Annotated in this window: 28 protein-coding genes and 1 tRNA gene; 24 read left to right on the top strand and 5 right to left on the bottom strand. The window is 28.8% G+C overall.

Annotation, left to right across the window (positions count from 1 at the left end; translation table 11 throughout):
- Nucleotides 1-4: 4 nt before the first annotated feature.
- The 3 genes from LJD34_RS02380 (at nt 5) to pyk (ending at nt 3423) form a co-directional block, all read left to right on the top strand.
- Complete coding sequence (locus LJD34_RS02380) at nt 5-892, top strand: ATP-binding protein (protein WP_032090529.1); 888 nt, start codon at nt 5-7, stop codon at nt 890-892.
- A gap of 98 nt (nt 893-990) precedes the next feature.
- Nucleotides 991-1950: a 6-phosphofructokinase gene (gene pfkA, locus LJD34_RS02375; protein ID WP_022002930.1), complete on the top strand. Its 960-nt coding sequence runs from the start codon at nt 991-993 to the stop codon at nt 1948-1950.
- 39 nt (nt 1951-1989) lie between these two features.
- Nucleotides 1990-3423, top strand: coding sequence for a pyruvate kinase (gene pyk / locus LJD34_RS02370; RefSeq protein WP_032090528.1), 1434 nt, complete (start codon nt 1990-1992; stop codon nt 3421-3423).
- Between the two features lie 49 nt (nt 3424-3472).
- On the opposite strand, the gene LJD34_RS02365 is transcribed toward pyk, so the two are convergent.
- Entirely contained in the window at nt 3473-4096 is a 624-nt protein-coding gene (locus tag LJD34_RS02365) for a LexA family protein (protein WP_022002928.1), read from the bottom strand.
- 377 nt (nt 4097-4473) lie between these two features.
- Here LJD34_RS02365 and LJD34_RS02360 point away from each other — a divergent pair, with 377 nt between their 5' ends.
- Nucleotides 4474-5337 (top strand): DegV family protein, encoded by an 864-nt coding sequence (locus LJD34_RS02360; RefSeq protein WP_227359095.1) that lies wholly within the window; start codon nt 4474-4476, stop codon nt 5335-5337.
- Between the two features lie 33 nt (nt 5338-5370).
- On the opposite strand, the gene LJD34_RS02355 is transcribed toward LJD34_RS02360, so the two are convergent.
- Entirely contained in the window at nt 5371-5964 is a 594-nt protein-coding gene (locus LJD34_RS02355) for an AAA family ATPase (RefSeq protein ID WP_032090526.1), read from the bottom strand.
- Nucleotides 5965-6066: 102 nt separating this feature from the next.
- Here LJD34_RS02355 and LJD34_RS02350 point away from each other — a divergent pair, with 102 nt between their 5' ends.
- A complete protein-coding gene (locus LJD34_RS02350; RefSeq protein ID WP_032090525.1) occupies nt 6067-7356 on the top strand; it encodes an alpha-amylase family glycosyl hydrolase in 1290 nt (429 codons plus the stop codon).
- A 22-nt stretch (nt 7357-7378) separates the two neighbouring features.
- Here LJD34_RS02350 and def read toward each other — a convergent pair whose 3' ends face one another.
- Nucleotides 7379-7948, bottom strand: coding sequence for a peptide deformylase (gene def / locus LJD34_RS02345; RefSeq protein ID WP_117480217.1), 570 nt, complete (start codon nt 7946-7948; stop codon nt 7379-7381).
- A gap of 53 nt (nt 7949-8001) precedes the next feature.
- Nucleotides 8002-8190, bottom strand: coding sequence for a hypothetical protein (locus tag LJD34_RS02340; protein WP_022002922.1), 189 nt, complete (start codon nt 8188-8190; stop codon nt 8002-8004).
- A gap of 124 nt (nt 8191-8314) precedes the next feature.
- Here LJD34_RS02340 and LJD34_RS02335 point away from each other — a divergent pair, with 124 nt between their 5' ends.
- The 14 genes from LJD34_RS02335 (at nt 8315) to LJD34_RS02270 (ending at nt 19386) form a co-directional block, all read left to right on the top strand.
- A complete protein-coding gene (locus LJD34_RS02335; protein WP_032090522.1) occupies nt 8315-8575 on the top strand; it encodes a UPF0223 family protein in 261 nt (86 codons plus the stop codon).
- Entirely contained in the window at nt 8575-9801 is a 1227-nt protein-coding gene (locus tag LJD34_RS02330) for an FtsW/RodA/SpoVE family cell cycle protein (protein ID WP_227359094.1), read from the top strand. The genes LJD34_RS02335 and LJD34_RS02330 overlap by 1 nt, the downstream gene beginning before the upstream one ends.
- Nucleotides 9802-9830: 29 nt before the next feature.
- Nucleotides 9831-10118, top strand: coding sequence for a spore coat protein YlbD (ylbD, locus tag LJD34_RS02325; RefSeq protein ID WP_022002919.1), 288 nt, complete (start codon nt 9831-9833; stop codon nt 10116-10118).
- Nucleotides 10118-10297: a YlbE-like family protein gene (locus tag LJD34_RS02320; protein WP_119363703.1), complete on the top strand. Its 180-nt coding sequence runs from the start codon at nt 10118-10120 to the stop codon at nt 10295-10297. The genes ylbD and LJD34_RS02320 overlap by 1 nt, the downstream gene beginning before the upstream one ends.
- Entirely contained in the window at nt 10294-10641 is a 348-nt protein-coding gene (locus tag LJD34_RS02315; RefSeq protein WP_022002917.1) for a YlbF family regulator, read from the top strand. The genes LJD34_RS02320 and LJD34_RS02315 overlap by 4 nt, the downstream gene beginning before the upstream one ends.
- Nucleotides 10638-11186: a 16S rRNA (guanine(966)-N(2))-methyltransferase RsmD gene (gene rsmD / locus LJD34_RS02310; protein WP_227359093.1), complete on the top strand. Its 549-nt coding sequence runs from the start codon at nt 10638-10640 to the stop codon at nt 11184-11186. Before LJD34_RS02315 ends, rsmD begins: the two co-directional genes overlap by 4 nt.
- Before the next feature lie 3 nt (nt 11187-11189).
- On the top strand, nt 11190-11675 hold the full coding sequence (coaD, locus tag LJD34_RS02305; protein ID WP_022002915.1) for a pantetheine-phosphate adenylyltransferase: 486 nt from the start codon (nt 11190-11192) through the stop codon (nt 11673-11675).
- 86 nt (nt 11676-11761) lie between these two features.
- On the top strand, nt 11762-12445 hold the full coding sequence (locus LJD34_RS02300) for a LytR/AlgR family response regulator transcription factor (protein ID WP_227359092.1): 684 nt from the start codon (nt 11762-11764) through the stop codon (nt 12443-12445).
- Nucleotides 12446-12536: 91 nt separating this feature from the next.
- Nucleotides 12537-13652: a DEAD/DEAH box helicase gene (locus tag LJD34_RS02295; RefSeq protein ID WP_032090519.1), complete on the top strand. Its 1116-nt coding sequence runs from the start codon at nt 12537-12539 to the stop codon at nt 13650-13652.
- Nucleotides 13601-14230 (top strand): ComF family protein, encoded by a 630-nt coding sequence (locus tag LJD34_RS02290; RefSeq protein ID WP_227359091.1) that lies wholly within the window; start codon nt 13601-13603, stop codon nt 14228-14230. The genes LJD34_RS02295 and LJD34_RS02290 overlap by 52 nt, the downstream gene beginning before the upstream one ends.
- 235 nt (nt 14231-14465) lie before the next feature.
- Nucleotides 14466-14669 carry a cold-shock protein gene (locus LJD34_RS02285; protein WP_022002911.1) on the top strand — a complete coding sequence of 68 codons (204 nt, stop codon included), beginning with the start codon at nt 14466-14468 and terminating at the stop codon, nt 14667-14669.
- A 112-nt stretch (nt 14670-14781) separates the two neighbouring features.
- On the top strand, nt 14782-17415 hold the full coding sequence (gene secA, locus LJD34_RS02280; RefSeq protein WP_032090518.1) for a preprotein translocase subunit SecA: 2634 nt from the start codon (nt 14782-14784) through the stop codon (nt 17413-17415).
- Entirely contained in the window at nt 17415-18533 is a 1119-nt protein-coding gene (gene prfB / locus LJD34_RS02275; protein WP_227359090.1) for a peptide chain release factor 2, read from the top strand. The genes secA and prfB overlap by 1 nt, the downstream gene beginning before the upstream one ends.
- Nucleotides 18523-19386 carry a YitT family protein gene (locus LJD34_RS02270; protein ID WP_052010909.1) on the top strand — a complete coding sequence of 288 codons (864 nt, stop codon included), beginning with the start codon at nt 18523-18525 and terminating at the stop codon, nt 19384-19386. The genes prfB and LJD34_RS02270 overlap by 11 nt, the downstream gene beginning before the upstream one ends.
- Nucleotides 19387-19394: 8 nt before the next feature.
- On the opposite strand, the gene LJD34_RS02265 is transcribed toward LJD34_RS02270, so the two are convergent.
- On the bottom strand, nt 19395-19832 hold the full coding sequence (locus LJD34_RS02265; protein ID WP_227359089.1) for a hypothetical protein: 438 nt from the start codon (nt 19830-19832) through the stop codon (nt 19395-19397).
- Nucleotides 19833-19944: 112 nt separating this feature from the next.
- On the opposite strand from LJD34_RS02265, the gene ftsE reads away from it, so the two are divergent.
- From ftsE to LJD34_RS02240, 5 genes are all read left to right on the top strand, one after another.
- Nucleotides 19945-20628 (top strand): cell division ATP-binding protein FtsE, encoded by a 684-nt coding sequence (gene ftsE / locus LJD34_RS02260; RefSeq protein WP_022002906.1) that lies wholly within the window; start codon nt 19945-19947, stop codon nt 20626-20628.
- A complete protein-coding gene (ftsX, locus tag LJD34_RS02255) occupies nt 20628-21539 on the top strand; it encodes a permease-like cell division protein FtsX (RefSeq protein WP_175301573.1) in 912 nt (303 codons plus the stop codon). Before ftsE ends, ftsX begins: the two co-directional genes overlap by 1 nt.
- Before the next feature lie 75 nt (nt 21540-21614).
- Nucleotides 21615-22859 (top strand): deoxyguanosinetriphosphate triphosphohydrolase family protein, encoded by a 1245-nt coding sequence (locus LJD34_RS02250; protein ID WP_119363694.1) that lies wholly within the window; start codon nt 21615-21617, stop codon nt 22857-22859.
- Nucleotides 22860-22873: 14 nt separating this feature from the next.
- Nucleotides 22874-23818, top strand: a complete 945-nt coding sequence (gene metA, locus LJD34_RS02245) for a homoserine O-acetyltransferase MetA (protein WP_032090514.1) — start codon at nt 22874-22876, stop codon at nt 23816-23818.
- Nucleotides 23819-23865: 47 nt separating this feature from the next.
- Nucleotides 23866-23950, top strand: a tRNA-Leu gene (locus LJD34_RS02240).
- Nucleotides 23951-23953 lie beyond the last annotated feature (3 nt).

Here is a 23953-nt window from a genome sequence, read left to right as displayed (position 1 = left end):
AAAAATGCAAAGTTTACAAGATTTACATTTATTTGATGATGATCAAAATTTTCAAAAACAAAAAGAAGAAAGTATCAATGAACTTATAAAGGATCCTTACATAATGAAAGTTTTATCTGATGGACAAGTAGGACGAGATTTTATAGAAGAAAATTGGGTTGAATTTTTAGATTTTCAAGAAGATGTGCAAAAATGTAAAGATTGTATGGGGCTTTATCAATGTCATAAAGTTTCTAAAGGAATGAAGCAAGCGGTTCATGTTGAAAATCATCATTTAAAAACAATACTTGTCCCTTGTAAGTATGGAAAAGAAATATTAGAAAAGCAAAATATTTTAAGTCATATTACTGTTTCAAATGTGAGTGATGATTTATTATTATCTGATTTAAAATCAATTAAAGATATTATGAACAAAGAACTTGCAAGTACAATTGATCATTTTTTATCGAATACGTCAAAAAAAGGTTTATTTATTTGTGGACCATCTGGTTGTGGAAAATCAACATTAGCTGGTTTTTTAACAAGATCACTTGCTAAACAAGGATATCATTTAGGATATGTGCATTTTCCTACATATTTAATCGATTTAAAGAATTCTTTTAATGAATTTGGAAATGATAATAATATAGAGGAACTTCGTAATGTAGATTATTTAGTGATTGATGATCTAGGTGGAGAAAATGTAACAGGCTGGTCAAGAGATGAAGTTTTAGCAGCTGTATTGACATATCGTAATCAAAATAAAAAGATAACGTTATTTACCAGTCAATACACCCAAGATGATTTAATTAAAATCTATACTTTGAAAAAAGATGCCCGCGAAAAAATAAAAGTAGAGCGCTTACTTAACACAATATTTACAATGAGTATGCCAATTATGATAAAACAATAAGATTTAGCATAATAAATGTGTAAAAATTCTTGTAGAAAAGTCATGATTTGTGCTAAAATCACTATGTATGAAATGTTATGAAATAGGGAGTGAACATTATGGTTAAATGTATAGGAGTTTTAACTTCTGGAGGAGATGCTCCAGGAATGAACGCTGCTGTAAGAGCAGTAGCGCGTACATGCTTAAATAAAGGAATTGAAGTATATGGTGTAAAACTTGGTTATAAAGGATTACACGATGGAGAATTTATTAAGTTTGATCGTCATAGCACACGTAACATTATTAATATTGGTGGTACTATGTTAAAATCAGCAAGATTCCCTGAATTCAAAGATCCTGAAGTAAGAAAAGAAGCAATTGAAAAAATGAAAGAAGTAGGAATGGAAGCTTTAGTTGTTATCGGTGGTGACGGAAGTTACAATGGTGCATTAAAGTTAACTGAAATGGGTATCAACTGTATCGGTATTCCAGGAACAATTGATAATGATATTCCTGATACTGATCATACAATTGGATTTGATACTGCATTAAATACAATTGTTGATGCATTAGACAAATTAAGAGATACATCAAGTTCTCATCAAAGATGTACTATTCTTGAAGTTATGGGACGTAGATGTGGAGATTTAGCTATCAATGCTGGTATCGCTGATGGTGCTGAAATGGTAATCACTAGTGAAATTGGTTTTGATGAAAATAAAGTAATTGAAGTATTAAAAGCTTCAAAAGCATCTGATAAAAAACATGCAATCGTTGTTATTACAGAACATATTACAGATGTACATGAATTAGCTAAAAAAGTTGAAGCTGCAACTGGTTTTGAAACTCGTGCAAACGTTTTAGGACATATGCAACGTGGTGGTAGACCATCAGCAAGAGATAGAGTTCTTGCTTCAAGAATGGGTGTTTATGCCGTTGAATTACTTGAAGCTGGAAAAGGTGGTTTATGTGTAAGTGAAGTAAATGGTCAAATCAAAGGATTACCAATTACTGAAGTATTAGGACATAAACGTGAAACTGACTTTAGTATTTACGAAGATGCTATTAAACTTCGTTAATATAAACTTAAATGAAAATATGATTGTGAGGATATTAGGATGGTATTAGAAAAAGAAAGAAAAAAGAAAACACGTATTGTGTGTACAATTGGGCCAGCTTCTGAAGATAAAAAAGTCTTAACTAAATTAGTTCAAGCTGGTATGAACGTAATGAGATTAAACTTCTCTCATGGTGATTTCGAAGAACATGGGGGAAGAATTAAAACTTTAAGAGAAATCAACAAAGAATTAAACAAAAACGTAGCTATCTTATTAGATACTAAAGGACCTGAAATTAGAACTGGTGATTTCGTTGGTGGAAAAACTGAATTCAAAAAAGGTCAAGTTTCTACTATCTGTGTAGAAGATATTGAAGGAACAAGTGAAAGATTTACAATCACTTATAAAGATTTATATAAAGATGTTAAACCAGGTGGTTTCATCTTAGTAAACGATGGTCAAGTAGAATTATTAGTTGATCATGTTGATGGTACTGATATCGTATGTATCTGTGCTAACGATGGTGTTGTTAAAAACAAACGTGGAATCAACGTTCCAGGAATCAAATTAGGATTCGATTACTTATCAGAAAAAGATATCGGAGATTTAACTTTTGGTTGTCAACAAGGTGTTGATTTCATCGCTGCATCATTCGTAAGACGTCCACAAGATGTTTTAGATGTTAAAAAATTATTAATTGAAAACGGTCGTCCTGAAATTCAAATCATCGCTAAAATCGAAAACAGCGAAGGTGTTGAAAACATGGATGAAATCTTAAAAGTTGCTGATGGTATCATGGTTGCTCGTGGTGACTTAGGTGTAGAAATTCCTGCTGAAGATGTACCATTAATTCAAAAAGAATTAATCAATAAATGTCGTGCTGCAGGTAAAATCGTTATCACTGCTACTCAAATGTTAGATAGTATGCAAGAAAACCCAAGACCAACACGTGCTGAAGTATCTGACGTTGCTAACGCAATCTATGATGGTACTGATGCAATCATGTTATCTGGTGAATCTGCTCAAGGTAAATATCCAGTAGAAGCTGTTGAAACTATGACTAAAATTGCTTTAAAAACTGAAGGAACTTTAGATTATGCTTCATTACAAAGAAAAGCAATCAGAACTGCTTCATTAGATCAAAGTGAAGCTATCTGTATGTCAGTTGCTGAAATCGCATCTAAATTCAACGTTGCTGCAATCGTTGCATTCACTGATTCAGGATTTACAGCTAGAAAAATGTCTAGATATCGTACAAAATCTATGATTATTGCTGCTACTCCAAATGAACAAACTACAAGAGCATTAGCTATTAACTGGGGTGTTAAATCAGTATTATGTAAACAAATGGATACAAGAGCTGCTATGATTGAATATGCTCAAGTTATCGCTAAAGAAAACTTAGTTGAACCAGGTGAACAAATCATTGTTACTGCTGGTACACCAGGTGTTGCTGGAACTACTTCTTACTTAGAATTAATTACAGTAAAATAATTAAAATTAATAAAAAAAGCTCCGTTTCATTTGAAACGGAGTTTTAATTTTAGTTTCTTTTAGAAATAACAAGGGCAAGTTTTCCAATGATTTTAAATTCATGATAATTATATTCATTAATAATAATTGGAGAATATTTATCATTTGCAGGTTGTAAAATAATACAATTTTGTTTAGAATCATTAAAATATTTTTTACATGTTGCAATATTATCTTCAATGCCAAAACATCCCACATCACCATTATTAAGTTGCTGTGTCTTTTCAAAAATAATAAGATCCCCAGATTGAATATTTTCATCAATCATACTATCTCCATCAGCATATTGACAAAAGTAATCCTTTCGAGAACTTAATAGAGATTCAGGTAAAGAAATATATTCTTCAATATTGTCTTCAACAAAAATACCATCTCCACAACAAACATCACTATATAAGGGAATATCTATATTATGACTATGTCCATGATAGGCTGGCTCATCAATACCTAATAAATAATTAGGAGTAACATTAAATATTTCTGCAAGTCGGGAAAGTGTTTCCTTTTTTAAATTTGGAACACGTCCGTTTTCATATTTTGCAATTGCTGATTTTTGAACACCGAGCATTTCTCCTAGTTGTTGTTGAGTTAAACCCTTTTCTTTTCTTAATTTTTTAATACGTTCACCTGTCATCTAATCACTCCTTGTGTCTTAATATTACCATATCATAGACTATGTAGTAAACAAAATATCTAAAAAAGACACAAAAGTATTGACGAAACTTAGAGATGGAGTTATATTATAAGTGTCTTAAAAAGATACATTAATAAAAATAAATTTTAAAAGTTGAAATTAAAGAAACAAAAGGAGGAACTATTATGGAAAAATTATCAAATAAGGGATTAGTCACAATCATTTTAGGAGCATTAATGATGGGATCGGTAGTAGTTCAATGTGTTTCGCATATCATTGATGCGATACTTATTTTTTAAAAATCTTGCTTTTTATATACAAATAGTTATAATAAGTTCCATTAGTATGAAGTTCAAAATAATTTTAAGGAGATACAAATGGAAAAAATTGCAATTATAACAGATTCATGTAGTGATATAAAAAAAGAATATAGAGAGTTATATGATATACATGTTTTACCAATACAAATTCAATATGATGGAAAGAGTTATAGAGATGGTGTAGATATTACTTCTAATGATATTTATGCGATTCAAGATGAAAAAGTAATTAAAACTTCTTCACCAGTTGGAGAAGATTTGTTTAATTTATTAGATCAACTAAAAGATAAAGGATGTACTCATGTTATTGGTTTATTTTTATCTAGTGGTATATCTGGGACAGGTAATCAAATGAGGTTATTTTGTCAAACTTATGAGAAATTAAAATGTCATATTGTTGATAGTCAAAGTGCATCAGTGGGATTAGGAGTTATTGCTATTAGTCTTGCTAAATATAGAGAAGAAGGAAAGTCTTTTGATGAATTAATTGAAATTGCAGATTTCTTGTGCCATCAAAATTATGCTTATTTTTCAATAGATGATTTAAATTATTTACAAAAAGGTGGACGTATTGGTAAGGCTTCGGCATTTTTAGGAACAACACTAAAGATCAAACCAATTCTTTCTTTTGAAAAAGAAAATGGAGAAATTTATGTTCCAGCTAAAGTGAGAGGTTCAAAGAAAGTAAAATCAAAATTGATAGATTTAATAGAAAGTCATCTTGAAGAAAATCCACATCAAAAATTTGCATTGGCTATTGCAGATGCTAATAATTTGGAAGAAAGAAATATTTTGGAAGGAATGTTAAAAGAAAGGTTTCCTCAATTTACATATATAATCGATGGTCATGTTGGTGCTGCTTTATCTTGTTATCTTGGTTCAGGACTTTTAGGAGTAGCAATTCAATTTTTACCAGAATAAAAAATATTCAGGGTGTCCTGAATATTTTTTATATTATTTCCATAATTTTCCGTTTTGATAAACTTTAACAATTAATTGAGCGATTTCATCAATTCCCATATCACTATTAATACATAAATCATAGTCTTTCATATTTGCCCATGTATTTGTTGTGTAATAATTATAATAACTCTTTCTTTGTTTATCTCTTTTTTGAACATATTTTTTAGTATTTTCGTGTTCTTCTTTATAATCTTTTTCAACACGTTCAATTCTAGATTCTAAAGGAGCATACACAAATATTCTTAAAACATGAGGATAGTCTTCTAAAATATAGTTTGCACATCCATTAACAATAATACAATCTTCTTTTTCAGCAAGATGTTTAATGATTTTGGCTTGTGTAGCATAAACTTGGTCATTAATTGGTAAAACAAGAGGACCATTATTAAGTGAATAAGCAAAACTTGATGATTTTTCTTGAGATGCTTTACGAATTGTATCAATATCAATACCTAATTGGCGCGCTGTTTCATCAATAAGTTCATTATCATAGAAAGCAATATTTAAAGCTTCAGCTACTTTTTTAGCAATCAATCTTCCTCCAGAACCATATTCTCTTGTAATAGTAATAATTTTTTGAGTCATAATAAGAACCTCCTTATATATAGTATATTATATCATATTTTTTAAATAACTCTAACTAAATAGTGTATAATAATAGATAGATGTATAAGGAGGCTTTTTATAATGTGGTTTAATGAAAGTGTATTTTATCAAATTTATACTCTTAATTTTTGTGGGGCTCCTCGTGATAATGATGGAATTGTGGAACACCGTATTTTAAGATTGAATGATTTTATGGATTATTTTGAAGATTTAGGAATAAATGCTATTTATTTTAATCCTGTGTTTTCAAGTGATCATCATGGTTATGATACAAGAGATTATTGTAAAATTGATGAACGTTTAGGAACAAATGAAGATTTTATTGAAATTTGTAAAAATTTACATGATAAAGGGATGCGTGTTGTTTTAGATGGTGTTTTTAATCATGTAGGAAGAGGCTTCTTTGCTTTTCAAGATGTTTTAAATAATAGAGAAAATAGTCAATATAAAGATTGGTTTAGAATTGATTTTAACGGCAATTCACCTTATGATGATGGTTTTTATTATGAGGGATGGGAAGGACATTATGAATTAGTTAAATTAAATTTAGATCATCCAGATGTTCAAAATTATTTATTAAGTGCTGTTGATTATTGGATTGATGCCTTTGATATTGATGGTATTCGTTTAGATGTTGCCTATAGTTTACCAAGATGGTTTATGGCAATGTTAAAAGATCATTGTAGACAAAAAAAGGCGGATTTTTTCTTGTTAGGTGAAGTTTTAGGTGATAATGCAGGATATATGTTTAGTGAAGCACATTTAGATAGTATTACAGATTATCCTGGTTTTAAAGGACTTTGGTCTTCGTTTAATTCATTAAATATGTTTGAAATGGCTCATACAATAAAACGTAATTATGGAGAAATGTATAGAGGACAAACATTATTTAGTTTTGTTGATAATCATGATGTAGAAAGAATAGCATCTAAATTAACAGATTTAGAAAAATTACCACTTATTTATGGTATGTTATTTTCTTTACCAGGAATACCATGTATCTATTATGGAAGTGAATGGGGACAAACCGGAAAGAAAGAACAGGGAAGTGATGATTCTTTAAGACCAGAGTTTACCAAACCAATGCCTAATGATTTAACAAAATATATAAAAAAATTGATTTCTATTAGAAATCAATCATCTGCTTTACAAAAAGGTGAGTTTAAAGAATTGGTTTTAACAAATAAACAATTTGTTTTTGAAAGAAATGATCAACAAGAAAGAATTATTGTAGCATTAAATTTAGATGATCAAGAATTTACCATTTCTTTAAATGAAAATCTTATTTCTTTAATTGATCAACAAGAAATTGAAAATCAAGGACAAATAGTATTAAAGCCCAAAACAATTCATTATTTTAAAGTAAAATAAAAGGTTCGAAAGAACCTTTTATTTATTCAATAACCATAGCATTTTCGATTGGTACTAATGGATATTCTTTATTAATATGATCATAGTATAAAACACCATCAAAATGATCAAGTTCATGTTGTAAACAAATAGCTAAAAATCCTCGAGCAACAATTTTTACATCTTTGTTTGTAAGTACGTCAAATCCTTCAACAGTGATTTTAGCATGACGTGGAACATAACCTTTTACATCTTCAGGAACTGATAAACATGCTTCTCCAGTTTTTAAATAAGATTGTTTAGGTGTATAAGAAACAATCTTAGGATTCGCTAAAGCATAATCAGTAGATTTTGTTACATTTCCTTCTTCATCATAATCTAAAACATGGATGGCACACATTCTTTTTGGAATACCAAGTTGAATAGCTGCAATACCTACTGCAGGTCTTAAATCATATTTTTCAGAAAGTTCTTCATCTTGGCTTGCAACTAAAAATTCATGCATTTTCATGAGTAAATCATGATTTTCTTTGGATAGAGGAAGTTCAACCTCTTTTGACACTGTTCTAATTAATTCGTTTGAATCATCTATAATATCTTTCATTAATAACATTTTTTTCACCTCATTCGTGGTTATTATAACATATTTTGAGGTGATTGAAATATCTAAGGTCTAATTCTTGAATTACCACAAATGATTAATAATAAGAAAACAACTAAAACAATTGCAAACCAACTACATCCTGTATTGTTGCAACCAAAGCCACCCATAATAGGTGTATAGCCGCATGTGTTGCATCCACCACAGCCAAATGGATTATTGACATATCCATTGCAGTTATAATCACAGTTCATTGTTTATCCCTCCTTTACTATTACCATATTATGATTTCAAATAATTGTATGGGGGATTTATCATAAGTCATTTATTTTTATACTTTTTTAAGTTATAATATTTTACTGAAATGAGGTGTAAATAATGGACTATAATTATCCACTAGACTATACATGGTCAACAGAAGATATTATTGATGTTATGTCTTTATATAATGCAGTAGAAAAAGCATATGAAGAAGGAATAAGTAAAACAGATTTTTTAAATGCTTATAGAAAATTTAAAAATGTTGTTGGGACAAAGAGTGAAGAAAAGCAAATTGATAAAGAATTCCAAGATGTTTCTGGATATTCTATTTATAAAGTTTTTAAAGCAAGTCAAGAAAATGATTGGATCAAATTATAATGACAAAAAGAATAAAAGCTTTTTTTAGAAAAAAAGGGGCAGATAAGCCTATCTTTTTTGCAGTTTTTGTATTGATTTGTTTAGGAATTGTAATGATTGGTTCAGCATCAATTGGAGCGGTCTCTTCAAAAGGAACGGCATTTGCAATAAAAAATATGATTACACAATCTATTTATGTAGCAATAGGTGTTTTTATTATGATGGTTCTTACAAAGGGTTTTAAATTAAAAATGATTAATTACAGAAGTTCAATGGCTGTATATATTATGGGAATCATCTCAATGTGTGGCTGTGTTTTTTGGACGACCAAAGGTTCACATGCTTGGATTCATTTAGGTCCTTTTACAGTACAGCCAGCAGAATTTATGAAAATTGGTATGGTTCTTATTTTATCTTATATGCTTACTGAAACTGATTCAGCATTTGTAGTAAAAGGAAAATTTAGAACAGCTGAATTAAAAAGTAAATTTTATAAAGATAAATTTAACAAATGTGTTTTGTTCCCTTTAGCTCTTATGGTTTTTGCATTTGGAATAGGAGTTATTGTACAAAAGGATTTAGGAAGTTCTCTTATTCTAGCAGCAATTTGTTTTGTTTGTTTTATGTCAACACCAAGAGATTATTATAAAAAATATAAAAAACTCGTTTGGATTGCTTTAGCTGTAGCGGTTATTATTTTAGGATTCTTAATTACAGCTGTTTTACAGGGATATCAATTACAACGTATTGATTCTTGGTTAAAACCATTAAAAATAGAAAATATTTATGATAGTTCATGGCAACTTGTCAATTCCTTGATTGCTTTTACAGATGGTGGTATTTTTGGACTTGGATTAGGAAATTCTATTCAAAAATATGATTATATTCCAGAGGCACATAATGATTTTATAGGGGCCATTATTTATGAAGAACTTGGTATTTTTGGGTTGGCTTTAATGATTATTCCAACAGCTATTATTATTTTTAGATTATTAAAATATGCAGATCAAATTCAAAATAATAAATCAAGAGTTATTTTGATAGGAATAGCTTCATATTTTATGTTACATTTATTTGTTAATTTAGGTGGCGTTTCAGGATTGATTCCAATGACAGGTGTTCCATTATTATTGGTATCATCTGGGGGATCTTCAACGATTGCTGCTTTAATAGCAATAGGTATTGCCCAAGCAATTATTTCCAAGTTCAACAAAGAACAACTAGAAAAAACAGACACACAATTATAAATGTTTCATATGATATATTAGGTGATTTGATGGATAATTTAAAAGAGTTTAAAGCTTTTTTAAAGACAATACCAAGTATTAAAGAAGATGTATTAAATCATCGCTATACTTGGCAAGAAATATATGAAATCTATACAATGTATGGAGAAGATGATCATTTTTTCAAACCGTATAAGGAACATCCAATAGAAAATATGAATGTTTTAGAAATTATCAAAAATGTTGATTTGGAAGCATTATCTTCTTCTTTGCAATCAATCGAAAAAGTTTTAGGAATTGTTTCTAATCTTTTAGATAAAAATAAAGAAGGTAAATAATGAAAGAAGAAGTTTTAGATTATATACGTAAGCATCCTGTTTGGTATGTTACATTATGTCATTATCCAGAAAAATATGATGATTTATTAGATGAAATACATCAAAAAAAACAAAGTACAGTTTTAGAAAAGCTAGAAAGAATATCAATACTAATGAGTATGTTGGAGATGTTACAATGAATGAAACAATATATGATTTAATAGATGCTATCAAAGAAGATAAGCGCTATCTACAATTTAAAGAGCAATCTTTAAAATTATTAAATCAAGAAACAAAAGAATTATTAGATAATTATCAAAATCTTTTACAAGAATTAGATGATTTGAAAAAGTTTGAAAAATATATTGATTTGACACAGAAAAGACAAGAATTAAATGAAGTAAGAAAAAGAATGTCACAAAATGAAAACATTCAAAAATATTATCAAAGTTATTATAAAATCAATGAATTACTCGATGAAGTAACAAAAATTGTTTTTAAAGATATTAGTGATTCATTAGATACATCAGGGTATAAATTATGAGAGTGATTGCAGGAAAGTATAAAAAAAGACAATTAAAAGTTCCTAAGAGTCAATTAACAAGACCGACAACAGATAAAAATAAGGAAAACCTTTTTAATATGATTGGACCATATTTTCAAGGAGGAACGGTATTAGATTTATTTGGAGGTAGTGGTGGACTTGGAATAGAAGCGATTTCTAGAGGGTGTAATACACTTTATAGTGTGGATCATCAATACGAAGCTTTTAAAACAATTAAAGAAAATTTTTCTCTTTTAAAATTGGAAAATTGTTTTCCCTTGAAAATGGATTATAAAAAAGCTTTAAAATATTTGTATGAAAAAGGTATAAAGTTTGATTATGTTTTTTTAGATCCACCTTATGGAAAAGGACTTGTTGATGATATTCTTCAATATTTAGTTGATCATCAAATGTTGAATCCACAAGCGTGTATTGTAGTAGAAGAATTAAAAGAAGTTGAGTTTAAAGAAATAGAAGGAATTGAGTTAAATAAAAGAAAAGAGTATGGAATTACAGCTCTTAATATTTTTTATTATGAGGATTAAATCATGAAGAAAATTGCTGTATATAATGGATCGTTTGATCCAGTTACAAATGGACATTTAGATATTATTGAACGTGCTGCAAAGATATTTGACATATTATATGTAACGGTAGCTATTCATCCAACAAAAGTAGGCTTGTTTACGATTGAACAAAGAAAAGAACTTTTAAAAAAAGCAACAGCTCATTTAAAAAATGTAATTGTTGATTCAACAGATGAACTTTTTATGGATTATGTCAAAAAAGTCAATGGACAAGTGCTTATCCGTGGCTTACGTTCAACAACAGATTTCGATTATGAATTACAATATGCACAATCTAATCAATATTTAAATAGTCAAATAGAAATAATGTATTTAATGACAAAGCCATCACATTCTTTTATCTCATCATCTGTCGTTAAAGAAATAGCTAGTTATCATAAGCCACTTACAGGCTTAGTGCCAGAGTGTGTTGAAGATGCATTAAAAAAAGTATATCAAGATCAATAAATCGCTTCGGCGATTTTTTTAGTCCAATTTGTTCTAAAATCATAGAGTAGATTGTAAATCATATACACTGATAAAGAGGTGATCAAATGAATATTTTTATTGGAGAAAATAATTTAAAAGATTATGTTTTTTTAAAATCGATTATTGAAAAATGGGGTATAGAAAGACAACAAGAAATCTATTTTCATTGGTATAAACAGCTTTATTATCAATTACCAAAATGTTTAAAAAACTGTGATCTTGTATTTTTAGAATTAGATATGAAACATATCAATGGTTTTGAATTTGCAAAGATCTTAAGAAAAAAAGATTTATCAATACCGATTGTTTTTCAAACAAAAAATACACATTATGGGATATTAAGTTATCAAGTACAAGCGATGCACTACTTATTAAAGCCACTTGATCAACAAGAAATATATAAAATACTTGATCGCGTTTTATTACATCAACATTCTAAGACATTTATTTATCAGTTTAAAAAAGAAGTTCACAAAATACCTTATGAAGACATTATTTATATAGAAGCTTATCAACACCATGTTATGATTCATCAAAATGATATAGCAAAAAGAAATTATCTCAGTTTAAAAGAAATAGTTTTACAATTAGATGATTCTTTTTGTCGTTGTCATCGAAGCTATATTGTTAATTTAAAATATGTTGAGAGGATAGAAGGAATGAATTGTATCACTAAAAATAAACAAGTTATTCCTATTTCTAAGAAATACAAAAATGATTTTATTGAAAAAATCGTGAGACAAATGTGAAACAAATTTGAGACAAAAATGAGACAAATGTGAAACAAATTCGAGACGAATTATTTTGTAAAATGTATTAAAATAGATGTGGGTGAAGAAGATGAAATGTTCGAGATGTCAAAATGAAGATGTTCAATATTTTTTTGAAAACAATGGGCGTATTTATTGTAGAAAATGTATTGCTTTTTCTACAAAGACAGTTAACTTAAAACCTGTTAAAAATGAAAAGAAAATATACTATCATTTAAATTATTCATTAAACTTAGAACAAGAAAGAACTTCAAGATTATTGATAGAAAGATATCAAAATCATCAAAATACAGTATTAAAAGCAGTAACAGGAGCAGGGAAGACGGAAATGATTTATGGTGTCATTGAATATGCATTGAATTTAGGACATCATGTTTGTTTGACGATGCCAAGAAAAGAATTGGTTATAGAATTAGCAAAGAGAATTCAAAAACAATTTTTTAATATTCAGCCCATTCTTGTTTATGGAGGACATACAGAGTGTTTAGAAGGACAATTTATTATTTGTACAACACATCAGCTGTACCGGTATCCACGAATGTTTGATTTATTGATTTTAGATGAGTATGATGCTTTTCCATATCGTGATAATGAAGTTTTGGAAAATATATTAATGAATAGTATAAAGGGAAATTATGTGTTTATGTCTGCAACGATTGAAAGTGGAGATGTACAAGTCTTACAAAGGTTTCATCATCAACCATTACCAATTCCTACTTGTAAGGTAATGGGAAACTTTATGATGTTGTGTCATCTTGTTTATCAATTAAAAAAGTATCAAAAAGATAAAAAACCGGTGTTTCTTTTTGTACCACGTATTGAAATGACAAGACAAGTACAAAAATTTCTTAAATTCTTTTCTATTAAAAGTCACTGTGCTACGTCAAAAGAAAAAAATATTCATCAATCATTAGAAATGATTAAATCCCATGAAATAGATGTTATTGTATGTACAACAGTTTTAGAAAGAGGAATGACTGTTGAAAATGTACAAGTTATTATTTTACATGGTGAACATCCCCTTTTTGATAAAGAAATACTTATTCAAATAGCAGGGCGAACAGGGCGAAAAGTACCCTATACAAATGGAGATATTATCATTTATACAAATAGACAAACGAAGGCTATTAAAGAATGTATCAAGGATCTTCAACAAAGCAATGCCTTATCTGCCATAAAGAGTTAAATCAACAACAAGATCTTTTTCACTTGGTGAATAATTCTTCTCTTTGTTTAAGCTGTATAAGAAAATTTAAAATAATAAATAGTGATATAAGGATTCAAGGATATCATGTCAAGGTTTTATATGAATATAATGATTTTTTTAGACAACTCCTTTTTCAATATAAAGCATTAGATGATTATGCTTTAAAAGATTGTTTTATAGAATCATTTCAAGAATTAAAAAGGACCTACAAAAATTATATCATTGTTGTTATTCCTAGTAGTCAAAAAGATAATAAAAGACGTGGCTTTTGTCCTAATGTTGAAATTGTTAAGACATTTTCTCGACATATTTTTACAGGTTTGTATAAAAAAGAAGACTACAAACAGACAAAACAAAAAGATCGAAGCCAAGTAAAGAAAATATTATCTATTAAAGAGGGAAATCTTCTTTATAAGAAGAATGTTTTAATATTTGATGATGTGATGACTTCATCAAATACTTTACAAGCAGCATTTCAACAAGTAGAAAAATATCACCCTAAACAAATAAAAGCATTAGTATTGGCTTGCCCTCATATTGATTATTTTAAAAAATAATCAATTCTATTGTAGACACTAAGAAAACCACTAACCAATAGTAAGGGTAAGCTTTATGCTTTTGCTAGAAATGTTTTTTATTACTTTTTCAACAAATATGTAAAATAGTGTGAACTATTTGACAATAGAGATGACATTTTTTTGTTGTAAATGACACGTAAAATTTATTTGTCGAATGAAAATGATAACTTTTTTATAAAATATTAAATATACTGAAATAGACAAGGAAAGGATGATGAAAGTGCAAGGAAGAGTCAAATGGTTTAATGCCGAAAAGGGATTTGGATTTATTGATCGAGGAGAAGGAAAAGATGTTTTTGTTCATTATAGCCAAATTGTTCAAAATGGATATAAAACACTTAATGAAGGCGAATTAGTTGAGTTTGAATTATATCAAAGCGAACGCGGTATGCAGGCAAAACATGTCGTAAAAATCTAGAGATAATCTCTAGATTTTTATTTTAAGTAGGGATATTTAAATTTTGCTTTTAATAATCACAATTATTTGATATAATTAAACTCGATTACAAGCGTAAAAGGAGCGTGTATGTATGGCTAGTAGAAAGCAAGAAATAAGAAAAGAAATTAAAAAGAAAAACGCTAAATTAGGAATCGATGTTGAAGCAGCTAAAAATATTGTTGATTTACAAGATCAACAAGGTGAAGATATACATGTAGAAGATTTTAAAAATGAAGAATATAATGGAGAAGTTATTCCATTTTCTACAACACCACAAAAAACAAAAAAAGGCTTTGTTTCAAAAATTAAAGGTGTTTTCGATGATGAAAGAAAACAACTTAAAAAATTAGATAAGATTGCTCAAGAAATTATTTCTTTAGAAGATAAGTATAGTGCTTTGTCTGATGAAGAATTAGCAAATCAAACAAATGTATTAAAAGAAAAATTAAATAACGGTAGTGAATTAGATGATATTTTAATTGATGCTTTTGCAGTTGCAAGAGAAGCTGCATGGCGTCAAATTCATTTAAAAGCTTTTAAAGTTCAATTAATGGGTGGTATTGCATTACATAATGGTGATATTGCTGAAATGAAAACAGGTGAAGGTAAAACATTAACTTCTATTTTCCCAGTTTATTTAAATGCATTAACTGGAAAAGGAGTTCACGTTATTACTGTTAATGACTATTTGGCTGAACGTGATGCTAGAAATAATGGTAAAGTATTAGAATTTTTAGGATTAACAGTTGGATTAAATAAAAGAGAATTAACACCTCAACAAAAACAAGAAGCACATGGTTGTGATGTTACTTATACAACAAATGCTGAATTAGGTTTTGACTATTTAAGAGATAATATGGTTACTTCAATGGAAGATAAAGTATTAGTTAAAGGACTTAACTATGCTTTGATCGACGAAGTTGACTCTATTTTAATTGATGAATCAAGAACACCATTGATTATTTCAGGTGGTAAGAAAAATACAGCTGCTTTATATTTACAAGCAGATCGTTTTGTTAAATCATTAATTGCTGAAAAAGATTATGAAGTTGATATTGAAACAAAAACTGTTTCATTAACTCCAAAAGGAATCGAAAAAGCAGAAAAAGGATTTAAGATTGATAACTTATATGATATTCAACATACTTCATTAGTTCACCATATCAATCAAGCATTAAAAGCAAACTATGCGATGACTCGTGATGTTGAATATATGATTGCAACAGAAGATGGTACAAGAGATATTCGTAATGCAAAAATTATGATCATTGATCAATTTACTGGACGTGTTATGCCAGGACGTGCTTATTCTGATGGGTTACATCAAGCAATTGAAGCTAAAGAAGGTGTTCCAATTAAAGAAGAAACAGAAACAAGAGCAACAATCACATATCAAAATTTCTTCAGATTATTTAATAAATTAGCAGGGATGACTGGTACTGCAAAAACAGAAGAAGAAGAATTTATGATGATCTATAACATGCGTGTTATTGAAATTCCAACAAATAAACCAGTTATTCGTGATGACCGTAATGATAAGATCTATTCTACAAAAACAAATAAATTTAAAGCATTATGTGATGAAGTTGTTGCAAGACATGCTTATGGTCAACCAATTCTAATTGGGACTGTATCGGTTGAAACTTCAGAAATTTTATCAAAAATGTTAGATAAAAGAGGAATTAAACATAATACATTAAATGCGAAAAACCATGCTAAAGAAGCTGAAATCATTGCAAGAGCAGGTCAAAAAGGTGCGGTGACAATCGCTACAAACATGGCTGGTCGTGGTACTGACATTAAACTTGGTAAAGGTGTACCTGAAATTGGTGGTTTAGCAGTTATTGGTTCTGAAAGACATGAATCTAGACGTATTGATAATCAGTTACGTGGACGTTCTGGACGTCAAGGTGACCCAGGATATTCTGTATTCTATGTTTCTTTTGATGATGAATTAATGCAAAGATTTGCTGGTGAAAAATTACAATCATTTAGTAATTATTTAGATGATGATATGGCTATTGAAAATAAAATGGTTTCAAAAGCTATCGAAAATGCACAAAAACGTGTTGAAGGTCAAAACTTTGATTCACGTAAACATATTCTTGAATATGATGATGTTATGAGACAACAACGTGAAATTATGTATAAAGAACGTGATGAAATCATGTCATTAGATAATTTAGATGATATTATCAAAGGTATGTTCAATCAAGCAATTGAAATGACAATCAATAGATGTACAACTCATGGTAAACATGATGAAGTTGATGTGGATGCTGTTTTAGATTTTGTAGCTAAAAATTATATGTTGCTTGCTGAAATTGATGCTAAGAATAAAGATGTTGTTAAAAATGATTCTAAGAAATTATTAGAAACTTTAACAGAAATTTGCTTCTCTCAATATCAAATGAGATTAAATAAAGATATTGATCATGCAAAAATCGTTAATTATGAAAGAAGTGTTTTATTAGGAGTTATTGATTATACTTGGATCAATCATATTGACGCAATGACTAAACTTAGAAATGGTATTTATTTACGTGCGTATGCACAAAAGAATCCACTTTCTGAATATACAGAAGAAGCGTTCTATATGTTTGAACAAATGAAACTTTCTATTGTTGATATGATTTCTAAAAATATTGTGCATATGGGTATTCGTCCTGGTAGTTCAGCAGAAGAAAATATTCCTCATTTAAAATTAGAAGTAGAATTTAAATAATGGAATTATATGAAATAAAAAATGGGCTTGATAAAGCCCATTTATTAATAGACGAATATAGAAAATCTGCACAAATTGATGAAAAATTAAGAGAAATAGAAGGTCTTTCATATCAAACAATGCAAGATGACTTTTGGGATGATCCAACAAAAGCTAAAAAGATCTATGACGAATTAAATGATATGAAAAAAATTACTGATGAATATGAAAGTCTTTGTCAATCATTAAATTCATTAGATGAAACATATACATTAGTTAAAGAAACGGATGATCAAGAATTTCAAACTATTTTAGAAAGTGATTATCAAGATTTTGAACAAAGAATGGGTGAATTTGAAAAAAATTTACTTTTATCTGGAAAGTATGATAGTGCTAATGCCATCGTAGAAATTCATCCAGGTGCAGGAGGGACAGAAAGCCAAGATTGGGCAGAAATGTTGTATCGTATGTACCAAAGATATTGTTCGACGAAAGATTTTAAAATAGAAGTTTTAGATTATTTAGATGGAGATGTTGCAGGTATTAAATCAGTTACTTTCTTGGTTAAAGGAAAATATGCTTATGGACATTTAAAGGCTGAAAAAGGTGTTCATCGACTTGTTAGAATATCTCCATTTGATTCTTCCAAAAGACGTCATACTTCATTTGCATCCATTGATGTTATTCCTGAATTAGATGATACAATTGAAATTGACATTAAACCAGAAGATTTAAGAATTGATACTTATCGTGCAAGTGGAGCAGGTGGACAACATATTAATAAAACAGATTCAGCAGTTAGGATTACCCATATTCCTACAGGAACAGTCGTTACTTGTCAAAGTCAAAGAAGCCAAATTCAAAATAGAGAACAAGCGATGATGATGTTAAAAAGTAAGTTATTTGCTTTAATGGAAGAAAAACAAGCAAATGAATTAAAAGAAATACAAGGTGAGCAGAAGGAAATTGCTTGGGGTTCACAAATTCGCTCTTATGTTTTACATCCATATTCTTTAGTAAAAGATAATCGTTCATTATATGAGTCTAATAATCCTAAAGATGTTTTAGATGGAAACTTAGATGATTTTATTTATGCGTATTTGAAATCTCGTATACAGGAGGGTAGTCATGAAGAATAAATTTTTTAAAAAATGTTTAGAAATTGCTGTGATTGTTATTGGTAATGCTATTCTAGCATTTGGAATTTGTGCTTTCATTACCCCTCATGGGATTATTGTTGGTGGTGCTTCTGGGTTAGGATTAATTGTCAAACAAATAACAGGAATTCCTTTATCGCTTGTTGTTTATGTAATCAATATTATTATGTTTATTGCAGGCTATTTTTTTCTAGGAAAATCTTTTGCAGCTAAAACATTATTAAGTACAATTATTTTCCCAACATTTTTAACAATATTTGAAAATACTTCGGGGGTTACACATCTTACAAATGATTTACTCTTATCCTCTGTTTATGCAGGAATTTTTGTAGGTGGAGGATTAGGACTTGTTTTAAGAATGGGAGCAAGTACCGGAGGAATGGATATACCACCATTAGTTCTAAATAAAAAAACAGGTATTTCTACGACTGTTCTTATTAATGGCTTTGATTGTATTATCCTAGCTTTACAAGTTCCTTTTTCAAATGTTGAACAAATTCTTTATGGTATTTTAGTTGTTTTGATTACTGCTTTGGTCATGGATAAAATGATTTTATTAGGTGAATCTAAAATTCAAGTATTGGTCATTTCACCAAAATGGAATGAGATTCAAAGTATTCTTTATGATCAAATAGATCGAGGATGTACGCTTATGAATATTACCACAGGTTATAAAAAACAAGATATGTATGCAGTGATGTCTGTTGTCAGCCGCCGAGAATTAGTGACACTTACCAATGAAATTTTAAAAATTGATGAGGCAGCATTTATTATTACAAATGAGACACATAATGTAAGAGGAAGAGGATTTACATTACCTAATATAGATTTATAAAAAAAGTGCTATTTTCTTAGCACTTTTTTTAGTAAATGTGTTTTACGTAAAGTTTTTTTACGTTTTCTTTTTTTATCGTTTTGTATATGTGATTGATAAATAAGAGATTCAAGTTTCCTTTTTTTATCTAGAATTTCTTTTCTTTCATTTTTTTTTCTTTCTAATTCTATACGTTGATGATAATCAATAGCATATTGCCTTACAGTTTGTCTTAAAGAATTTAAATCATCATCCTTTTTTAAATGTTGATTTTGATGATTGACATCAACATAAAGTTCTACATAACCACATTTAGGACAGTAACATGATTTAATTTCTTTATATTTTTTATTGAATTGATCTTTTTTTATAATTAATTCTAGATAGCTTAAAGTATTGATTCCTTTATCTTTTACATAACAATTTGTAGATAGTTCATTATTGCATCTAGGGCATGTTCTTTTCATTTAGCCACTCCTTCAATAAACATATTATAACATGAAAAAACATAATTAATAGACTCAATATTCAAACAAAACTTACAAATTGTGCTATAATACTCCTGGGAGTTGAATAGAAATGATAAAACTAACAAATGTTACAAAAATTTATAAAACAGGAGTAAGAGCACTTAATGATGTAAATCTTACAATTGAACCTGGAGAATTTGTATATGTTATCGGTACAACTGGTGCAGGAAAATCTACTTTTATTAAGTTATTATATCGTGAAGAAAAACCAACTTCAGGAAAAGTTGAAGTTGTGGGACAAGATGTTTCTAAAATTAAAAATAGTAAAGTACCTTATTTTAGAAGAAATATAGGTGTTGTTTTTCAAAATTTTAGATTATTACCTAAAAAAACAGTTTTTGAAAACGTTGCCTATGCCTTAGAAGTTATTGATACACCACGTGTAGAAATCAGAAGACGTGTAAGAGCAACATTAGAGCTTGTTGGTTTGGAAGATAAGGTCAATGCTTTCCCTCATGAATTATCAGGTGGTCAACAACAAAGAGTTGCAATTGCTAGAGCAATTGTAAATCGTCCAAAAGTTTTAATTGCTGATGAACCAACAGGAAACTTGGATCCAGAAACTTCAAAAGAAATTATTAATGTATTAATGCGTATTAATGAAGAACAAGGGACAACTGTGTTAGTTGTAACTCATGATCAAAAGATTGTACAAGAACATAAAAAACGTACAATTTTAATGGAAGATGGTTGCATTAATGCTGATACATCTTTAGGAGGATATGATTTATAATGAAAGAATTAATAAGTTGTATAAAAAATTTACCAAAACATTTTAAAGAATCATTGGTTAATTTATGGAGAAATGGTGCAATGTCTTTTTCTTCAATTTTTGCTGTAACAATTACTTTATTACTTATTGGTGTTATTAGTGTTTTAGCACTTAATGTTCAAGATATTTCAGCAAATATTGAAGATGGCGTGCGTATTTATGTTAAATTAGAAAGATCGATTGATGAAAATGCTGAAAAAGAAGTAGGGAATCAAATCAAAAAACTTAAAGGTGTTGGATCTGTTACATATTCATCAAAAGATGAAGAGTTGAATAAACTTATCGATAAACAAGGTAAAGATGGTAAGACGTTATTTGAGTCTTATCGTGAAGATAATCCTTTAGGTTCTGCTTATGAAGTAGAAGCAAAAGATCCAACAAAACTTGCAAGTTTAGCTAAAAAGATTCAAGATATTCCTAATGTAAATTCTGTTAATTATGGTGGTGATTCTACACAAAGTATGGTCACAACATTGAATACAATACAAAAAGCTGGATCAGTTTTTATTGTTGGTTTAGTTATTGTCGCCTTATTCATGATATCTAATACAATTAAAATTACAATTACAGCAAGATCTACTGAAATTTCAATTATGAGAATGGTTGGAGCAAGTAACTGGTACATTCGTATTCCATTTATGTTAGAAGGTATGCTCATTGGATTGTTTGGAGCAATTATTCCAATTCTTGTTCTTGTTTATGGTTATGGAGCGTTATATAACTATACAGGTGGTTCATTAATGTCATCAATGCTTGTATTAAAAGCCCCAATGCCATTTATTAGAGATTTCTCATTTATTTTGGCTGGCTTAGGTGCTGGAGTAGGTTTAATTGGAAGTTTTGTTTCAATGAGAAGATTCTTAAAATTCTAAAAGATTATCGAAAGATAATCTTTTTCTTTATCTTTTTTTTTAATTTTTATATAATAAAAAAGCGAGGTATAAAAAATGTCAAAAAATAGTTTTTTAAAAGAAGCAATGTATGAAAATCATCCTCAATATCAACAAGCAATTTCAAGAAATGAAGCACTTTATCAAAGAAAAAATGATTTAAGAAGTCCTTTTTCTAGAGATTATAATCGTATTATTTTTTCTCTTGCTTATCGTAGATTGAAACATAAGACGCAAGTTTTTTTTGCAGTTGAAGATGATCATGTTTGTACAAGAAGTGAGCATGTAAATCTTGTAGATTCAGTAAGTTATACTATTGCTCATTATTTAGGATTAAATACAGAACTTACAAGAGCAATTGCTGTTGGACATGATTTAGGACATGCACCTTTTGGACATGGTGGAGAAAAGATCATTAATCAGATTTCTAAAGAACATGGTCTACAAGATTTTTGGCATGAAAAAAATAGTTTATATTTTGTAGATCAAATTGAAACTTTGGAAGATGATCATCATGTTCGTAGAAATTTAAATTTAACGTATGCTGTAAGAGATGGAATTATTTCTCATTGTGGAGAAATGAATCAAAAAGCAATTATTAAAAGGAATGAATCTATTGATTTAAAAGATTATTTATATCCTGGGCAATACAATCCTTATACTTGGGAAGGCTGTGTTGTTAAAATGTCAGATAAAATTGCTTATCTTGCTAGGGATATTGAAGATGCTTTACGATTAAATATTATTGATGAACAGCTTGTAGAAGATTTAAGAAATCATCTAAATCAATTAACAAAATCTCATTTTGATGCTATTAATAATGGAACAATTGTTAATTATTTTATATTAGATGTTTGTCAAAATTCTTCTATAGAGAAAGGAATATGCTTATCAGATGAAGCTTTTGAAGTCATGAAGTATATTATGAAATTCAATTATCAAAATATTTATCTAATTGATCGTATAGAAGTCCACACAAATTATGTACAACTTATTTTAAATTCTATTTTTCAATTTTTATATAAATATGATAAGATAGCAAATGATAATCAAATAAATGTTTTAGAAGCTTTAAAGAAAGATCAAAAAAAATATCCTGTAACTATTCAAGGATATATGCATTGGTTAGAAAAGTATAGTCAAATGAAGCATTTTAATAGAAATCCATTATATCAAAATCATATTATTTATGATTTTGAACATGATAAAAATGCAATGGCTAAAAGTATTATAGATTATTTGTCAGGAATGTCAGATGCTTATATATTAAAAATATTTAATGAATTTATTTCATTTTCATAGAGAGGAAGTTACATATGCCAATAAAAATACCAAATGATTTACCAGCAAGTAAAATATTAAAAGAAGAAAATATCTTTGTTATGGATGAAACAAGAGCTTTATCACAAAGAATTCGTCCATTAAAATTAATTATTGTTAATATTATGCCAACTAAAATCGTGACAGAAACACAGCTATTAAGATTGCTTTCTAATACACCTTTACAAATTGAAGTAGATTGGTTATGTATGGAAAGTCATAATTCTAAAAATACATCACAAGAACATTTAATGGAATTTTATAAAACCTTTAATGAAATTAAAGATAATAAGTATGATGGTTTGATTGTAACAGGTGCTCCTGTTGAAAAATTAAAATTTGAGGATGTAGATTATTGGGATGAACTTACAAATATTTTTGATTGGGCCAATACAAATGTCTTTTCTTCATTCTTTATTTGTTGGGCTTCTCAAGCATCTTTATATTATTATTATGGTGTTGAAAAATATCAATTGAAAGAAAAATTAACAGGTGTTTATCATCATCATACAAATCCAGAAAAGATGAGAAGAAGAATTCTAAGAGGTTTTGATTATCAATTTTATGCACCCCATTCAAGATATACTTCTGTTAAAAAAGAAGATATTGAAAAAATTGATTCATTAGATATTTTAGCTTCTTCAAACGATGCGGGTGTTTATTTGGTAGCAGAAAAGGACGGGTCAAGATTTTTTGTTACAGGGCATCCAGAATATGATCCAGATACATTAGATAAGGAATATCACCGTGATTTAGCTAAAGGTGGGGATTGTGTAATGCCTAAAAACTATTATAAAAATGATGATGTCAATGATGAAATCTTAGTTAAGTGGCGTAGTCATGCCTATTTATTATTTTCAAATTGGCTTAACTATTATGTATATCAAAATACACCATATAACTTAGATGATTTATTAAAAATGAAGACGACTAATAAATAGTCGTCTTGTTTTTATCTTCAAAATGTGTTAAATTAAATATGTTAGATGCGGCCGTGGTGAAATTGGTATACACGTAGGTTTGAGGGACCTATGGCTTATGCCGTGCCGGTTCAAGTCCGGTCGGCCGCACCATAG

The sequence above is a fragment of the Faecalibacillus sp. MSK20_93 genome (assembly GCF_020589945.1).
GTDB classification, from domain to species: Bacteria; Bacillota_I; Bacilli_A; order Erysipelotrichales; family Coprobacillaceae; genus Faecalibacillus; species Faecalibacillus intestinalis.
This window is presented reverse-complemented; position numbering and strand designations above follow the sequence as displayed.

What these genes read in the sequence shown, in the direction of transcription:
- ftsE (WP_022002906.1), top strand. Translation starts at nt 19,945, where the DNA reads ATGATAAAACTAACAAATGTTACAAAAATTTATAAAACAGGAGTAAGA.
- LJD34_RS02360 (WP_227359095.1), top strand. Translation starts at nt 4,474, where the DNA reads ATGGAAAAAATTGCAATTATAACAGATTCATGTAGTGATATAAAAAAA.
- rsmD (WP_227359093.1), top strand. Translation starts at nt 10,638, where the DNA reads ATGAGAGTGATTGCAGGAAAGTATAAAAAAAGACAATTAAAAGTTCCT.
- LJD34_RS02315 (WP_022002917.1), top strand. Translation starts at nt 10,294, where the DNA reads ATGAATGAAACAATATATGATTTAATAGATGCTATCAAAGAAGATAAG.
- LJD34_RS02320 (WP_119363703.1), top strand. Translation starts at nt 10,118, where the DNA reads ATGAAAGAAGAAGTTTTAGATTATATACGTAAGCATCCTGTTTGGTAT.
- coaD (WP_022002915.1), top strand. Translation starts at nt 11,190, where the DNA reads ATGAAGAAAATTGCTGTATATAATGGATCGTTTGATCCAGTTACAAAT.
- LJD34_RS02350 (WP_032090525.1), top strand. Translation starts at nt 6,067, where the DNA reads ATGTGGTTTAATGAAAGTGTATTTTATCAAATTTATACTCTTAATTTT.
- LJD34_RS02265 (WP_227359089.1), bottom strand. Translation starts at nt 19,832, where the DNA reads ATGAAAAGAACATGCCCTAGATGCAATAATGAACTATCTACAAATTGT.
- ylbD (WP_022002919.1), top strand. Translation starts at nt 9,831, where the DNA reads ATGGATAATTTAAAAGAGTTTAAAGCTTTTTTAAAGACAATACCAAGT.
- LJD34_RS02300 (WP_227359092.1), top strand. Translation starts at nt 11,762, where the DNA reads ATGAATATTTTTATTGGAGAAAATAATTTAAAAGATTATGTTTTTTTA.
- LJD34_RS02295 (WP_032090519.1), top strand. Translation starts at nt 12,537, where the DNA reads ATGAAATGTTCGAGATGTCAAAATGAAGATGTTCAATATTTTTTTGAA.
- LJD34_RS02355 (WP_032090526.1), bottom strand. Translation starts at nt 5,964, where the DNA reads ATGACTCAAAAAATTATTACTATTACAAGAGAATATGGTTCTGGAGGA.
- metA (WP_032090514.1), top strand. Translation starts at nt 22,874, where the DNA reads ATGCCAATAAAAATACCAAATGATTTACCAGCAAGTAAAATATTAAAA.
- LJD34_RS02290 (WP_227359091.1), top strand. Translation starts at nt 13,601, where the DNA reads ATGTATCAAGGATCTTCAACAAAGCAATGCCTTATCTGCCATAAAGAG.
- LJD34_RS02330 (WP_227359094.1), top strand. Translation starts at nt 8,575, where the DNA reads ATGACAAAAAGAATAAAAGCTTTTTTTAGAAAAAAAGGGGCAGATAAG.
- LJD34_RS02340 (WP_022002922.1), bottom strand. Translation starts at nt 8,190, where the DNA reads ATGAACTGTGATTATAACTGCAATGGATATGTCAATAATCCATTTGGC.
- prfB (WP_227359090.1), top strand. Translation starts at nt 17,415, where the DNA reads ATGGAATTATATGAAATAAAAAATGGGCTTGATAAAGCCCATTTATTA.
- LJD34_RS02380 (WP_032090529.1), top strand. Translation starts at nt 5, where the DNA reads ATGCAAAGTTTACAAGATTTACATTTATTTGATGATGATCAAAATTTT.
- LJD34_RS02365 (WP_022002928.1), bottom strand. Translation starts at nt 4,096, where the DNA reads ATGACAGGTGAACGTATTAAAAAATTAAGAAAAGAAAAGGGTTTAACT.
- pyk (WP_032090528.1), top strand. Translation starts at nt 1,990, where the DNA reads ATGGTATTAGAAAAAGAAAGAAAAAAGAAAACACGTATTGTGTGTACA.
- LJD34_RS02335 (WP_032090522.1), top strand. Translation starts at nt 8,315, where the DNA reads ATGGACTATAATTATCCACTAGACTATACATGGTCAACAGAAGATATT.
- secA (WP_032090518.1), top strand. Translation starts at nt 14,782, where the DNA reads ATGGCTAGTAGAAAGCAAGAAATAAGAAAAGAAATTAAAAAGAAAAAC.
- LJD34_RS02285 (WP_022002911.1), top strand. Translation starts at nt 14,466, where the DNA reads ATGAAAGTGCAAGGAAGAGTCAAATGGTTTAATGCCGAAAAGGGATTT.
- LJD34_RS02270 (WP_052010909.1), top strand. Translation starts at nt 18,523, where the DNA reads ATGAAGAATAAATTTTTTAAAAAATGTTTAGAAATTGCTGTGATTGTT.
- pfkA (WP_022002930.1), top strand. Translation starts at nt 991, where the DNA reads ATGGTTAAATGTATAGGAGTTTTAACTTCTGGAGGAGATGCTCCAGGA.
- LJD34_RS02250 (WP_119363694.1), top strand. Translation starts at nt 21,615, where the DNA reads ATGTCAAAAAATAGTTTTTTAAAAGAAGCAATGTATGAAAATCATCCT.
- def (WP_117480217.1), bottom strand. Translation starts at nt 7,948, where the DNA reads ATGTTATTAATGAAAGATATTATAGATGATTCAAACGAATTAATTAGA.
- ftsX (WP_175301573.1), top strand. Translation starts at nt 20,628, where the DNA reads ATGAAAGAATTAATAAGTTGTATAAAAAATTTACCAAAACATTTTAAA.